General features: G+C 60.0%; 12 protein-coding genes. All 12 read right to left on the bottom strand.

Annotated elements, in window-relative coordinates; translation table 11 throughout:
- A partial coding sequence (locus tag IT585_11050) for a Gfo/Idh/MocA family oxidoreductase (protein ID MCC6963777.1) occupies nt 1–221 on the bottom strand: 221 nt, incomplete at its 3' end.
- Nucleotides 222–227: 6 nt separating this feature from the next.
- The gene (lpxA, locus tag IT585_11045; protein MCC6963776.1) at nt 228–998 is read right to left on the bottom strand and encodes an acyl-ACP--UDP-N-acetylglucosamine O-acyltransferase; all 771 of its coding nucleotides are present in this window, start codon (nt 996–998) and stop codon (nt 228–230) included.
- Nucleotides 995–2389 (bottom strand): bifunctional UDP-3-O-[3-hydroxymyristoyl] N-acetylglucosamine deacetylase/3-hydroxyacyl-ACP dehydratase, encoded by a 1395-nt coding sequence (locus IT585_11040; protein MCC6963775.1) that lies wholly within the window; start codon nt 2387–2389, stop codon nt 995–997. Before IT585_11040 ends, lpxA begins: the two co-directional genes overlap by 4 nt.
- Before the next feature lie 103 nt (nt 2390–2492).
- Nucleotides 2493–2924 carry a helix-hairpin-helix domain-containing protein gene (locus tag IT585_11035; GenBank protein MCC6963774.1) on the bottom strand — a complete coding sequence of 144 codons (432 nt, stop codon included), beginning with the start codon at nt 2922–2924 and terminating at the stop codon, nt 2493–2495.
- The gene (gene sprA / locus IT585_11030; protein MCC6963773.1) at nt 2925–8897 is read right to left on the bottom strand and encodes a cell surface protein SprA; all 5973 of its coding nucleotides are present in this window, start codon (nt 8895–8897) and stop codon (nt 2925–2927) included.
- A gap of 71 nt (nt 8898–8968) precedes the next feature.
- Nucleotides 8969–9898, bottom strand: a complete 930-nt coding sequence (gene murB, locus IT585_11025) for a UDP-N-acetylmuramate dehydrogenase (GenBank protein MCC6963772.1) — start codon at nt 9896–9898, stop codon at nt 8969–8971.
- Nucleotides 9899–9955: 57 nt separating this feature from the next.
- Entirely contained in the window at nt 9956–10294 is a 339-nt protein-coding gene (locus IT585_11020) for a DUF1844 domain-containing protein (GenBank protein MCC6963771.1), read from the bottom strand.
- Complete coding sequence (locus IT585_11015) at nt 10278–10496, bottom strand: hypothetical protein (GenBank protein ID MCC6963770.1); 219 nt, start codon at nt 10494–10496, stop codon at nt 10278–10280. The genes IT585_11020 and IT585_11015 overlap by 17 nt, the downstream gene beginning before the upstream one ends.
- Complete coding sequence (recG, locus tag IT585_11010; protein MCC6963769.1) at nt 10483–12579, bottom strand: ATP-dependent DNA helicase RecG; 2097 nt, start codon at nt 12577–12579, stop codon at nt 10483–10485. Before recG ends, IT585_11015 begins: the two co-directional genes overlap by 14 nt.
- Nucleotides 12580–12621: 42 nt before the next feature.
- Complete coding sequence (locus tag IT585_11005) at nt 12622–13830, bottom strand: hypothetical protein (GenBank protein MCC6963768.1); 1209 nt, start codon at nt 13828–13830, stop codon at nt 12622–12624.
- Nucleotides 13830–14423, bottom strand: coding sequence for a sigma-70 family RNA polymerase sigma factor (locus IT585_11000; GenBank protein ID MCC6963767.1), 594 nt, complete (start codon nt 14421–14423; stop codon nt 13830–13832). Before IT585_11000 ends, IT585_11005 begins: the two co-directional genes overlap by 1 nt.
- 3 nt (nt 14424–14426) lie before the next feature.
- A complete protein-coding gene (holA, locus tag IT585_10995) occupies nt 14427–15431 on the bottom strand; it encodes a DNA polymerase III subunit delta (GenBank protein MCC6963766.1) in 1005 nt (334 codons plus the stop codon).
- Between the last annotated feature and the right edge of the window lie 119 nt (nt 15432–15550).

Below are 15550 nucleotides of genomic sequence, written 5' to 3'. Positions count from 1 at the left end.
TCCGTCGGCACGACGATCGACACCGCATCCACCAGCTCCAGCAACTGCTCGATCGACGTGCACGCCGTGCAGTGATTGGCTTCGGCCGTCGCCTTGGTCTTGTCGGGGATGATGTCAAAAACGCCCGCAAGCGCGGCATCGGGGATCGCTGCAATCTTCTCCGCGTGGAAGCGCCCTAAATGACCGCAGCCGACAACCCCGTAGCTGAGCTTGGCGGTCATACCAGCCTACTTGCAGATGCCGCGTTCGGACGAGGCGATGAAATCAAGCACATGCTGCACCTCCGCGGTCAATTCAACCTCCGCCCGGACGCGCTCGACCGCCTGCGTGGTATTAAGCTTTGAACGAAATAGAATGCGGAAGGCGTGTTCGAGAGCCGCGATCGCTTCCGCTGAAAATTCGCGGCGTTTGAGTCCGACGTGGTTGACGCCGATCACTTTTCCGCCATAGAGCGAATACGGGCAGATATCCTGCGGGACGCGGAATCCGCCCCCCACCATCGCGTGCCGCCCGATCCGTACGAACTGATGCACCGGTACCATGCCGCCGATAATCGCCCATTCCTCGATTTCGACGTGCCCGGCCAAATTCACGGAATTCGACATGATCACGTGATCGCCGAGAATACAGTCGTGCGCCACGTGCGAATACGCCATCAGCAGGCAGTGCGCGCCAACCGTGGTCTGGCCCCGGTGCAGCGTGCCGCGATTGAGCGTGGCATATTCGCGGATCACCGTGTGGTCGCCGATGACCAGCAAAGTCTTCTCACCGCCGAATTTCAAATCCTGGGGAACGGTGCCCACGACGGCGCCATGGTGAATATGCACCTCCTTGCCGATTCGCGCTCCGGCGGCGATCAGCGCGTGTGAGCCGACCGAACTGCCGTCGCCGATGACCACGTCATCTTCGACGACCGCGTATGGTCCGACCGTCACCCCCGCGCCCAGTTCGGCGCGCGACGAGACAATCGCGCTCTCGTGAATTCGGCTGTTGCTCATCGGTCAACTACGGCCGCCATCATCTCGGCTTCACACACCAAGGTTTCACCCACGTACGCCTGCCCCGTCATCTTGCAGGTGGACCGCCGGAACGATACCATCTTCAGCTCGAAACGTAATTGGTCCCCCGGCAACACCGGCTTGCGAAAGCGTACGCCGTCGATGCCCATGAAGTATACTATTTTCTTATCCGCATCTTCAACCGTATTCAACAGCAGAAACCCGCCGGCCTGCGCCATCGCCTCGACAATCAGCACGCCCGGCATGATCGGATGCCCCGGGAAGTGGCCGTTGAAGAACGGCTCGTTGATCGTCACGTTCTTGATCGCCGTGACCGACTGTTCCGGCACGATGTCGAGGATGCGGTCGATCAGCAGGAACGGGTAGCGGTGCGGCATAATCTTCATGATCGCATTGATGTCAAGCACGTAGTCGCCCGCCGCCCGGCCGGAAAACTTCTGCCGCAGTTGCTTCTTCTGGAACATCGACCGCAGTTTGCGCGCCAGCGCCACGTTGGCCGCGTGGCCCGAACGCGCCGCCAGCACGTGTCCCTTGATCGGCGCGCCGATCAGGAACAGATCCCCGATCAGATCCACCGCCTTGTGCCGCACCGGCTCGTTGTAAAAGCGCAGTTGCTTATCGTTGAGGATCCCGGTCTGGCCGATCCGCACGTCGATCTCCAGCCCGAACAGCCGCTTCAGCCGGTCAACCTCGGCCTGGTCAATGTCGTGATCGCAAATCACGATCGCCGTGTCCAGCCCGCCGCCGCGGATAATCCCCTTCTCCTTCAACATCTCCACTTCCGACAGAAAGCAGAACGTCCGCGCCGGAGCGAACTCGTTGACGAATTCCTCTTCCAGGCTCACCAGCGATGTGTACTGCGTGCCCAGCGCCGGATTGCGATAGTCCACCAGGAAGGTGATGCGAAATTGATCGGACGGCACCACGACAATGTCGACGCCGCGGTCTTTCTCGGAATAACTGACGTGGGTGTCGATCTCGAAGTAATTCTTCGGCTGGCCCTGCGCAACGATCCCGCCCTGCTGCAGGATTTCCACAAACGGCAGCGCCGAACCGTCGAAGACCGGCGGTTCGATATTGTCCAGCTCGATAATCAGGTTGTCAATCTGGAGACCCGCCACCGCCGCGAGCACGTGCTCAACCGTATGCACCCGCGCCTCACCGCGCTGCAAGACGGTGCCGCGCTCCAACCCGACGACGTGATCAATGTCGGCCGGAACCTCCGGCTGGCCGGGAAGATCGACGCGGACAAAGCGCACGCCGCTGCCGACCTCCGCCGGTCGAAACGTGATCGTGGCCTGACATCCGGTGTGAAGCCCGACTCCCGAGCCGCTGGCGCTCTGGCGAATCGTCTGCTGTTCGACAATCATTCGCTGCTCTCCTCCGCTACTGCCGTAATAGTCGCGCAAAGTAGCACAGTCGGCGGCGATTTTCAACTGAAATATAGGTCGGTTCTGACCAGATTTGGCGGGGCTATTCGCAGATCAGGTACGGACGCAGCTTCTCCAGGTTCTTCTTGCCGATGCCGTTGACCGCCACCAGTTGGTCGACGGAGGCAAACGGTCCATGCTGGGTGCGATACTCGACGATGCGGCGGCTTAGCGTCGCGCCGACCAGCGGCAGCAGTTGCAGACTCTCCGCCGGCGCGGTATTGAGGTTTAGCCGCAGCGGCCGCGTCGGCAGCGCCACGGTCTGCGGCTTGTGCTCCGGCATGCTCGGCGCCGTCTCGGTCACCTTGGCTGGCTCGGTCTCCAGCGCCTCGAAAATCAACCGCGGCGGCAGGCTCTGCCGCGAGTGGTCGTAAATCACCAGCCCGCCTCCGATCAGCGTGATGGCCAGCAACACGCACAGCGCGATCGTCTCGCCGCGCGTAAAGGCAAACACCTCTTTGATCGACCCGAGCATTTAGAATCGGATCTCCACCCAGAACTGCAGCTCGCGCACGTGGCGGTTGCCGGCCCGGGCATCGTTGGTGTCGGTCCAGCGCGCCGTCAAACCGCCCTTGATATTGGTCGAGAAATTGTAGCTCGCCGACGGCTGGATCGTCAACTCGCTGCGGTCGGACGTTGTCTTGTCCGCATTCGTGTAGTTCGGACTCTGATTCTCCGTCCGGGTGTTGCGTTTGCTGACGTCAAGATCTAGCGTCAACGTCGACTGAATTTTCATCCGCCCGAACAGCGGCAACCACAGATTCGAACCGCCGCGGAAGGAGTAGGACGTGCGCACCGACACCCCGGACGAGAAGTCGCGCGTGTCGGTCGATAACCCGCCGTCCTGCGTCGCACCGTCGCGGAACTGCAGCTTCTTCGCCTTGCTCGTCGTGTAGCTCACCGTCGAACGCAAGCCCTGCGCGAACTTCCACTCAATTCCCGCCGACAGCAGCGGCGACCAGTCGTCGGCAATCGTCTGGTTCCGCTTGAAACCGGTCGCGACGTTCTCCGACAAGTTGTCCTTGCGCGAGAACTTCGAATCGAGCGTGAACGAGCGCGCGAACAGCTTCGGGAACAGGAGGAAGTCCAGCTTGCCGAAGCGGAAGGTCAGGTCGGGCCAAACCGTGCCTTTGTCGCGCGTCTGGCGGCCCGTCCCGTCCGCGATCGAATACGACCAGCCCACGCCGACCGCCATCCCCAGCGGCAGCCGCACCCCGGAACGCGCCGTGTACCCGCGCGTACGCGTGTAGGCATCCAACTGCCCCGTGCCGATCGTACCACTGCGCCGCTCGGCGTCCGGATCGCTGGAAAAGCCGAAGCGATATTTCCAACTCGGCCGCTCGACAAAACCGTCCAGCGAAATCCGCTCGTCCCACTTGAACGTCGTCGCCACCGGATCGATCTGGTCGGTAAATAACCGCACGAATCGTAAGGGGTACATGTATACCGGCGTGCCCGGCACCTTCGGCTGCGACACCACCGGCGGCTTACCCTTCGTCGTATCGGCCGCGGCGCCGCGACGCAACGAATCCAATCCGCTCGGCTTCGGCTTGGGCGGCGTCACTCGTCCCCGCTGCGGCGCGCCGCCGGTGTTCTGCCCCAGCAGCTTCTGCAAGTTGAGCGTCGCGCCGGCGCTGAAGGAGCGCGAATTGTTGATCCGTCGCAGATCCGAAATGGTGTTCGTCGAACTCGTCTGGTCGAAGTTCTCATCGTGCGACGACGTGAACCCCAGTTTGGTGCCGGTGATAAACGGCAGCACGTTCGGCGAGTAGTTGATCGTCACCGCCTCGGAGTAACGGCGCTCCTGACCCAGGATAATGTCCTTCGGATTGAACGAAAACTTGACGTAATCCGGATTGCTGATGTCGCGGTCGGTGGAGAAGCGATAGCCGACTTCGACGCCGGTGATCGGGTTGGCGCCGGTGTCGAAATTACCGCGCAGCGTCCGCGTGTAGCGATTGGTCTGCACGCCGAAGCTGTTGGTGCGGTTCTCCGTCCGGCGGTTGACTTCGCCGTCAAAAGCGAGCCGGTTCGGCAGCGGATTGAATTGCGTCGCCACCACGCGCCCCGGCACCAGGGGAAATCCCCGCAGCCACGAGAAGATTCCGATCCCACCCTTGATCCCGATCCCGGTGCTGTAACGTCCTTTCGCCGTGTAGCCCTCGTTGTCGCTCACCGGTACCGTCGGTGTCCGCGAGGTCAGCTTGGTGTACGACAAACTCCCCTGGAACTTGTTCAGCAGCACCGTATACAGCGGGTTCCCGGTGCGCTTGTTCCAGCGTTCGCTGATCGAGAAGCCGTAGTTCGTATTCACGCTCTTCTCGCTCTCCAGCCGATCCGTCGGCACGAGAATATCGGAACCGGTGATCAGTCGCGGCGACAGCTCGGTGCGCGACCAGTTGAAGCTGAACGGAATCTGCACATTTTCCGCCGGCGGGAAGAACTTGTCGACGTTGAAGCTGAAGGAGTAGCCGTAGGCCACGTTCTGACTGCCCGATCCCAGATCGCGCCGGTCGGCCTGGGTCAGGGTGCGGAAGAACTCGTCCGTCTTGGTATAGTTGACGGCCACCGACGCCACGTCGCCGAACGACATCGACCCCGACAGGTAGGCCGCAATCCCCTGGTCGCGCCGCACCTCGGTCGCCCGCAATTCGTCGATCCAGACGTTGCCGGTCAGGCGCTCCGGCGCCGCCAGCGAGTCCGTGCTGGTGATGCCGAGCGCGTAATACTTGATCCGCGTGATCGACGGGTTGCCGAAAATGCGATACTTGCCCTCGGAGTACTCGTTGGTGTCGGGAAATTCCTGCTTCAGATCAAGCAGCTTCAGTTTGACCTGCGTGATCTCGTCGAAGGGAATATTGACGGCCGCATCCCGGTCCCAACCCTCCTTGACCACCGTCTTGTATTCGTAATAATTGCGCTCGTCCGGGCCGAAACGGAAGAAGAAGAGCATGTTGTCGCGGTTTTGATCGCCGTGAATCCACATCTCCAGCCTCTTGTAGCCGCTTAAGTCCTGCGACTTGAACGGGATCTTCTCGGCAAAACCGGTGTCGCCCGGAGCGAAGTTGACAAAGTCAAACCGCAGCGATTGTTCGCGCTCCCGCAGGCCGGTAGTCTTGTCGTAGAATCCTTCCACCCCCGGCGGCGAGACGTAGACTGTATCCTCCTCGGTATTCGCAACCGACACCTCAAACCGCGTGTCGTCCAGCCGTCCACGATTCAGCGGCAGCAGCGGCTGCGCTTCCCAGGAATTGCGCGTCAACTCGATTTCGGCGATTTCGACAAAAGCGGTGTCCCGGGTGACGCCGTTCAACCACAGTCGCACCGACTGTATGTTCGCCTTGCTGGCATTGCCGACCGTCACGTCGACCAGCGACGTGTCCTGGAACGGTATCCGGACGGTGTACCAACCGAATTTGTTGGTCGTCCCCTCGACCCGGAACGGATTGTCGGCCAAATCAATCGCATAGGAGTAATAGGCATTGCTGTTGTCGGTGATCACCCGGCCGTCGGCATTCAAGTCCTCGGTGTCGGGACGGTTCAGTCGCGACAGATCGCCGCGATTGCCCTCCGTGCCGTTGATGCGGTCGTAGTTGTCGCGATCGGAGGAACTGTAAGCCCAATTGTCTCCGGCCGGATCGACACAACTCGCCCCTTCGGCGGGACAGTTGTACCACGCCGGCGCCGTCCCCGCCGCGCACAAGGCGCACTCCTCGGCATCCGACAGCTTGTCCAGCCCCTTGTCCTCCGCCTCGTTGACGAACTCCTTGTCGGTCACTTCGGCGTCCAATTGACCGTTGCCGTTGAGGTCTTCGCTGATTTCGCCAATGTCGATGTGGAGCGTCCCGACTTCGCCGCGCATGCGGATTTCGATGAATCGCGTCTTCTCCTGGTTGTACGCGCTCTTGGCCAGCGGCCGCATGATCCCCGCAAACGACGCGCTCTTCTCCCGGCTGCCGGACGCCTGCGGCATGAACCGCATCACCAGAATGTTGGTCCGGTTCTCTCCCGCACGCACATCCCGTTCGTAGACCTCCGTGATCGGAATCTGATCGTACGGGTTGTACCAAATCAGCTTGCCCCGCGAGGCGAAATTGGTGTCGATCTGCGCCGGAATCGTGGCCGGTCCCCACCCGACCCGCACCACGCCCAGCCCGTAACGTTCTTTGGAACCCTCGAAATCGTCAATCGAGGCCTCGCCCTTGATATTCGGATTCGGCATCGACTGCCCGATTTCGCCGGCAATCATCACGCGCGACGACGTCTTCGAGTCGATGAACGGCAACAGATTGATCAGCTTGGTCGGAGTCTCCGTCTCGAACGTATACGACGCATCGACATCCAGGTTCACAAACGTCGCCTGCTCCTCACCCAGCTTCGGCTTGCGGTCGGTCTCTTTCTCCGACTTGTACAGCGCCGTCGCGCCGATCTTGAAATTCTGCATCACGTCGTATTCTGCCCGCGCGCCCAGCAGGGTCTTCTTTTCCGAGGAGATCAGCGGCGCGTATTCGTAGTCGATCTTGACATCCGCGGCCGCGCTCAGCGCCTCATCGTTGAGGAAGGTGATCTGCCCCGATTCGTAGGTGATCTGGTAATCGACATCCTTCTTGAGCGTGCGGCCATTGAGCGTGACCGACTCCGACTCCGGTACGATATCGAAGTGCCCGAGCGAGAACTGCTTCTGCCGCGTCTTCGAGGTCACCAGCAAGTAGTACTTCGACTTGTTGGTGCGGTCGGTGTTGTTCGGAGCCGCATCGTAGGCTTCCGGCACCCGCTCGGACAACACGTCGCTGTCAAACGGCCGGCGATTCGGGAAGCGAAGATGACCGCGCGCACGGTCCAATATCTGTTGATTGTAGCCGTCCACCTGCCCGTCGTTGTTGTTGTCAATCCCGAGCAGGTTGATGTAGCTAACTCCCTGTTGGTTGTCCAGGTCCGACTCCTCGCGCTGCGTGGCATCGGTGGCGTTGCCCTTGTATACATGCACATAGAAATCGTCGGGATTGTCTACCCGGCCGACGTCGTACACGTTGCGCCAGACATATTTCCAACTGACAAATTGCGGCTGGGGATTGTTATGCTTAAGCAACTTCAGTGTGATCAGCGTGTCGTTGTCGGAACTGCCCAGATCGCCGACCGAGATAATCGTATCCCGCCCGTCGTTCAGGCGTCGCCGGTACTCCATGTAGATCCCGATCGCGATATCGCGCACCGGCTGGTCGAAGAGGATGTAGTGCTCCGTCGGATGAACCAGGATGTACTGCGTCTGGTCGCTGATCTGGCGGTCGGCGCCGTAAGAAATAAACGTGCCGCCGGTGAACTCCTCGCGATACTTGTTCGGGTTGTACGGGTCGACGTAAACACTGGCAGTCTTCTTGGGAATCTTGCTGTCCTGGTAACTCGAAAACGACTGGTAAACTTCCCACTTGGTGATACTGTCCCCCGGCTGAAGATCGGCGAACGACAGGCCCAGCGTGTCCCGGCGCGTCAGATCAAAGTACTGATTATCGATGTAGTTCCAGTCTCGGATCACGCGGTTGGAAGCTTCCGCGCCCGCCTTGAATTCGGCCGACTTGTTCGAGGACTTTTCCTGCGACATGATCGTTGTCAGCCGCAACCCTCCCAATTCGGCCGTCGTCTTGATCCCGAACAAGCCCTGAATTCGCTGCGAATATCCGATAAACCGGGTCGACGGCAACGCCAGGTTGGTGTTGCCCAACTCGATGGTCTTGATGACGTCGTCTTCTTCCCCCTTGTAGCGCAACTGGATGCGATTGGCAAACGTCTCCTGCCGCTTGGAGTCCTGATTGACGTCCACGAAAATCTTCGACCCGATCGTGCCGGAGATATTGAAGTTGGAGATCTGTTCCATCTGCAACGACGGAAATTTGCTCTGCCCTGCCGTCACGCGCTCGCCGTCCTGCCACTGGCTGCGCCCGGCAAACGAAATCTTGTAGTAGCCATTGACCTTGAGCCCGGCGCCGCCCTCGCCGATGATCGACTTGATCGCCTTCGGCGTGCGGATTGGAATGTCGAATTCCAGCAAACCGCCGCCGCCCTGCTGCGTGCGGCGCATCTGCGAACTCTTCACCGATTCCTGGAACACCCGTCGCGTATTGATCTCAATCATGCGGTCGCGCAACGCATTCGGCTCGGCCGCGATTGGGACCGAGAACCCGCCGAAGCGGCCTATACTCTGATTGAAAACCAGCAGGGCGCTGTAGTCTTCGTAGTTGAAGGTAATCGAGCGCTTGAGGTAATTGGAATCAAACAGCCCGCGCGGCTCGGCCGAATTCGAAAACCCGATTTCCGGCGCCCGCGGCTCGATCTTCGTCAGATTGTTGGGAGGTAACTTCAGCGCAATGCTCACCCCCGGAGCGGCTTCGGCAACTTCTATGCCCAGCCCCAGTCCGGCGGCGACAATGGCAAGGATCGCAAGTATGTGCAAGAGAAACTGTCTCAACGGATCACAAGTCAATAAATTCATTCGTTATCTATTATTGTCGATATCTACCTCCGTTAGCTGAAGTCACCCAGTAATACTACCTCTTCGTTGAGCTCCACGCCATAGGCTTCTTTAACTTTTTGCTTCAACAGCAGCGACAGCTTCCGCACATCAGACGCGCTCGCACCGCCTTTGTTGATCAGAATGTTCGCATGATTCGGATACACTCCGGCTTGACCGACCGTCGTCTGCTTGGCCCCAATCTGCTCCAGCAGAAACCCCGCCGCAATCTTGCCGTGCGGAGCATTTTTGTCCTCAATGTTCTTGAAAAAACAACCCGCGGAAATGTCCTCGTGCGGATGCCGCGACCAGCGCTGCTCCAGAATCTCCGCCGCCCGATCGCGCAGCATCTCGACATCATCCTGTTTCAAACCGAACCGCGCCGATAGAACAATGTTCTTCGACCACTTGAGATTGCTGTGACGATACTTGAAGCCCAGGTTCTCCTTGACCTCCGTGTAAAGACCGCGGTCGGGATGATAAAGCTGCACGTCAATCAGCGTGTCGGAAATCGATTGCCCGTATGCCCCCGCATTGCCGACAATCGCACCGCCCACCGTACCGGCGATTCCCGAAAGCGACTCCAATCCCCCCAGACCGGCTTCGACAACGATCTCGATCATCCGCGCCAGCGAAAACGCAGCGCCGACGCTGACCGCTGTGCCTTCGACACGGAAAGACTCGATGCGCGGTAAAATGATCATCCCGCGAAATCCTTTGTCGGAGGCCAGCACGTTCGAGCCGCCGCCGAGAACAAAGTAATCCAAACCGTAGTCGCTGCAGAGCTTCACCGCCGCGATCACTTGTTCCGGCTTTGTGCAAAATGCCGTCCAGTCCGCCGGTCCGCCGATTCCGAAGGTGGTCAGCTTTGCCAGCGGATAGTCGCGTTCGATGCGAAAACCCAGGTCGGCGGCCAAGAGAGCCTTTTCTGTCAATTGCATCATCGTCTTGCGAGTCCCTAATCAGCAGTAAATTCGCCCCGGTACCGGTGCGGGAGAGGTTTAGTTCGTTTTGGCTTCACCCGATACATTTTTACCGGCGGCATCGTCGCTGGTTCCGCTTTTCTGCTCCCGGTTAACTTCATCGACATAATTCATTTGAAGTTCAGCCAGCAGCCGCGACAACAACTTGCCCTCGTAATCATCGAGATTTCCGGCGGTCTTGCGCTTCAACATCTCCATCATCTCGATTGTCGCTTGCGCCTGCTCCAGGTCGCGCTCGACCTTGCCGCTCATCGGGTTCATGATCTTGCCCAACTGCTGCATCCCGGCCGCATGCAGACTGAAAACCAGCGCCGAAAACAGCGCCTGGGCGCGCGCATCATCATTCGGCGGCGTCATCGGTATCCTCCTGCATTTCGATTGCCAACATCAAGTTGTGCTGCACATCCAGCATCTCGGCATCGACCTTCTTCAACTGCCGCATCAGATCGTAGTTCGACGTGGTGCCCAGCAGGCGAGCGATTTCTTCCGAAAGTTCGCGCGCGCTGCGCAAGACCTCCTGAAGATCATCCTTGATGTTGTTGGGCTTATGAGATGCCACCCGTCGACTCTCGCTCGCGTTGTTGCTTGACAAAGGTTTTCAGCCGGAGCCTCTCCTCGTCGGTTAGGCTCAGTTCATTGTGCATCAATTTATCGGCATATTCGCGCGCGGTCAAGATTAAACTTAAGTCAGTTAGCAAGTTAGCGACACGAAACGCCGGCACACCCGACTGCCGCACACCGAGTAAATCCCCTGGACCGCGCAACTCCAGATCAAGTTCGGCAATCTTGAAGCCGTCGGTACTCTCAACAAACCGCTCCAGACGCTGATACGCCTCGCTTCCCGGCTCCATCTCGGTCATCAGGATGCAGTACGACTTCTTGTCCGATCGCCCCACGCGCCCGCGCAATTGATGCAACTGGCTCAGCCCGAATCGCTCTGCATGCTCGATCAGAATCACGGTCGCATCCGGAATGTCGATCCCGACCTCGACCACCGTCGTCGCCACCAGGATTCCGATTTCCCCCGCGGTGAACCGGCGCATCATCTCGTCCCGCTCGTCGCGCTTCATCTGGCCATGCACCAGGCCGATCGGCAACTCCGGGAACACCTCCTCGCTCAATTCCTGGAAGGCCTTGGTTGCCGCCTTCAATTGCAGTTTCAGCGACTCCTCCACCAGCGGATAGATGATGAAGACCTGGTTGCCCTTCGCCACTTCCTCGCGCAGGAAGCTGTAGATCTTCGGGCGATCACCCTCCGTGCGCAAGGCGGTCCGCACCGGTTTGCGGCCGGCCGGAAGTTCATCGATCACGGTCAAATCGAGATCGCCGTACGCCGTCAATGCCAGCGTGCGCGGGATCGGCGTCGCCGTCATCACCAGCAGGTCGGGCGACTTCCCCTTCGCCATCAACGCCTCGCGCTGCGACACACCAAAACGATGCTGCTCGTCCACCACCACCAGCGCCAGGTCGGCATACTTCACGTCCTCCGAAATCAGCGCGTGGGTGCCTACGATCAAGCCGCTCTCCCCCGACGCCAGCCCGCGCAGCACCTGCGTGCGCTGTGGCTTCGGCGTCGATCCGGTCAGCAGGTCAATGCGCAGACCGCTGCCCTGCAAGAGCGAATTCACCGTCTGGTAATGCTGCTGCGCCAGGATTTCGGTCGGCGCCATCATCGCTGCCTGGAAACCCGACCGCGCCACCTGCGCCATCGCAATCGCCGCCACGACGGTCTTACCGGAGCCGACATCCCCCTGCATCAGCCGAAGCATCGGATGCGGGCGGTACAGGTCCTCGAAGATCTCCGCCACTGCCCGATTCTGCGCCTTGGTTAATCTAAACGGCAACCCCTTGACCCACGCGCCGAACGACTGATCCGGCTTCTGAATCTCGTGCGCCTTGTGCTGCTTGGCAATCCGGTTGCGCCGATCGGCCACCAGGATTTGAAACAGCAGCAACTCGCGCAGCGCCAGTGTCTGCCGCGCGGCGCGCTGCTTCTCGAAACTCTCCGGATAATGCGCCTGCCGCACCGCTTCCCCCAACGGCAGCAGCTTGGCGTCCTGGACCACTGCCGCCGGAACCAGATCGTGCAACAGCTCGGTATACTGATCCAGCGCCGGCCGGATGATGCGACGAAATCCGCGCGAATCCAGGAAGTTGCGCTTCAACACCTCGGTGCTCGGGTAAATCGGAATGATGCCGCCGGTATGCACCCGTGCCTCTTCCTCTGTATCGAAGATGATCTCCACCTCCGGGTGCACCAACTGCAGGCCGCGAAAACTGGTCACCGTGCCCGACACCGACAGTGTCATGTCGCGCTTGAACCGCTTCTCGACGAACTTGATCCCGTTGAACCAGATCAGCGGCAGATGGCCGGAATCGTCCTGAATCACAACCTCGTAGTAGTTCTTGCGCGCCCGCAGCAATCCCTGCATCACCACCCGCCCCATCACTGTGACCGGCATGCCCTCCTGCAATTGCGCAATCGGCAGTAATGTCGACCGGTCGAGATACTTGCGCGGAAAGTAGTACAGCAGGTCTTCAACTGTCGTGATCCCCACCGTCGCCAGCGCTTCGGCGCGCTTGGGACCAACCCCCTTCAGGTACGTGACGGCGATGTCAGCGGGATTGTTGCTATACGCCATGCCCCCAAATGTGGTTCAGATCGATGTGAATGTCAATCGTTGTTAACGATAGCGGCGTTCCGCCGTGCGCACGGAATCCAGCCGGGCTTCCCACAACTCGCGATCCTCGACATCCCCGCGCGACAGATAGTGCGCGATCAGTACCCGAGCAAACACGCACGACAGGCGCGTAAAGGAACTGTTGCGCGCCAGCTCAAACGCGCGCACCGCCTGCCGGTATTCGATCCCGCTATCGCCGCCGAGCGCGGTGGCTGGAGGTTTAACTTTGCTGCGCTGGAATTCGGCCAAGTCCCGTTCCCGCCCCGCCTGGGCCGCCGCCGGAATCGCCGCCAGACTCTTCCAGTTGTTGGCATCGATCATCCCCTGCACCAACTGCTCGAGGCTGTCGGGATCGCTCTTCGGCCATACCAGTTCGCCCGGATCACCGGCCTGCACCGATAGCACAGTATTCTCGTACTCGGCTTTGATTCCTTCCGCCTGCCGCTTCAGGACAACCACGCTGGAACTTTCCGGCTTGGGCAAATCAAAACCCAATGGCTTGGCCGGCTCGACTTGCCGCTCAGTCGGCACGATCTTGATTTCCTTTGACTCCTCCGTGGTCGGTGGCGCTGGCGTGGTTGCCGGTGCGACTTCCTGAGCTGTATCCCGGATTGGCGCTTCCTTCGGCTGCTCTGGCGCTTTTGTTTCGTCGCGCTTGTCGATCACGACCGACTTCTCGGCGGCACGCCCGCCTCGAACAACAACGGTATCTCCGTACGCCTGCACCGGTGGCTGCGCCTGATGCGCCGCATCATTCTCATTGGTCGCGGGAGCCTGCGGCGTCGGCGCCTTCTCCTTGGTCTCGCCCGGCGTCACGTCAATCGTCCGCTGAATCTGCCGCGGATACATCTCTTTCTCCGGCCCGTAAAACATCACGCCGGTCACGACAATCAGGATCATCGCCGCCACCGAACTGATGATCGCCACCGCCCGGCGCCGCGCCAACAGATAATCGACGATCCTCCCGCGCTCGCGCGGCACTTCCCGCTCGATCCGCGCTTCGATCCGCTGCGCCAGGCTGTCGAAATAGCCCTCCGCCGGCATCGGGACCTCCGCAGCGCGCGCCAGTTGATTGAGCTGCTGCAGCCGGCGCAGCTCGGCTTCGAGATCGGGATACTGCTTCAGCTTCTCCGCGAACTCGCGCATCGTCTTTTCGTCCAACTCGTGGTCGAGATAAGCCGAAAGATGCTCTTCCAAATACTTGCGATCCATCACTGCTCCAACAGGTCGCGCAACTGCTCCACCAGCCGTTGCCGGGCGCGATGCAGCCGCGACATCACCGTGCCCACGCTGATCCGCAGCCGGGCGGCGATGTCCTCGTAACTCAAATCTTCATGCATCCGCAGCACAAACACGACCTTGAATTCCGGCGGCAATGCGTTGACCGCCGCCTGATAACGCTTATCCATTTCTGAGCGGCTCAAGACCTCCAGCGGATCCGACTCGCCGCGCGGCGCCACTTGCTGCTCCAGGATCGCCTCGCTCTCCTCGCTGCCGAGCTGGAACTTCTGCCGCTTGATCTGATTGATGGCGTTGTTCGACGCGATCTTCAAAATCCACGCCGCAAACGGGTACGCTTCGTCGAACGTCGCGATCGCTTGAAATGCCTTGATAAAGGCCTCCTGCGTCAGATCGTCGGCGGCATCGTGCGAGCCGCCCAGCCGGAAGCACAACGCATATACTCGCTTCTGGTAACGGCGCACCAGTTCGCCAAACGCGCTGCGATCGCCCCGCTTCGCCTGCCGAATCAACTCGGCATCGGGCGACTCCGCGAACCCCGCCATCAATAGTACCAGCAGGAACAACGATTATTCCTTGATCGTTGCGGCGATCTTGAGAATCATGCGTTCGAATATCTGTTGTTTTGATTCGGTTGAAAAGCGGTCGGCTACCTCAGTTTCGTAAACTCGCCGCAAATTGGCCGCCAGAACTTCCGGCTTCTGCTTCAGCGCCTGCTCGCGAAGTCGTTGCAGGAAAAAGGGATGCATCCGCAGCTTGCCGGCTAGCTCGCTGCCCTTGATCCGGGCATCGGCTGTATGCAACGTCAGCATCCGCTCAAATTGATTGTACAGCGCCCAGAACAGCCGCCCCCGCCCGTCCGAACCGGAGCTTTCGAGAAACTGCCGGCAGGCGACCAGCGCTTCGCGCACCTTCCGCTGTGACACGCTCTCGGCGACTTGATACTGATCGAAAAAGTGGCTCGCCGACAAATACGACTGCACATCCGCCAGCGCCAGCCGCTTCTTGCCGTGATGGACAATCGCGATCTTCTCCACCTCATTCTCGATATCGCCGCAGTCACTGCCCACTAATCGCGCAATCTCGTTCACGGCAGCCGCCTCAATCGTCAACCCCCGCGCCGCAAACCGCGACTGGATGTAAGTCGGCAGATGGTTGTCGTAGATTTCCTTGGTCTCGACCACCGTGCTCAATGCCGCCAGCGCCTTGGCAAACGCCTTGCGCCCGTCCAGCTTAGTGGCCGTGGCAATGAATGTCGTTCCGGTATCCAGATGCTTCAACAGCCGCGGCAACAGCTCCTGCGACTTCTCCGGCAGCTTCTCGATATCGGTAACGATCACGACCGTATTGCCGCCGAACAGCGGCACGCCCGCCAGCAGCTGTTCCAGCGTCGGCGGCGTGGCCTTGCGCCCGATCAACGAGTACCGGTTCAGCGAGCCGCTCTGATTGCCCAGCCGCGCTTTGGTCACCTGCTCGGTGATCAGAAATTTCTGGTGATAGTCCTCGCCCACCAGCAAATAGGCGCCATCCAGCTTGCCGCTCTCGACCCGGTCGAGCGCTTGCGCAAAGCTCATTTTCTCCATGCCCTGATGGTATGCCAATTCAAAGCGCTTGTCAATCAGACAGAGCTGCGGCGGTGGCGGTCAGAACAAAACAGGCGAGACCGAAGCCTCGCCTGCCTTGTTGGGAGGGT

It is taken from the genome of Candidatus Zixiibacteriota bacterium (assembly GCA_020853795.1).
GTDB lineage: Bacteria > Zixibacteria > MSB-5A5 > CAIYYT01 > CAIYYT01 > JADJGC01.
This window is presented reverse-complemented; position numbering and strand designations above follow the sequence as displayed.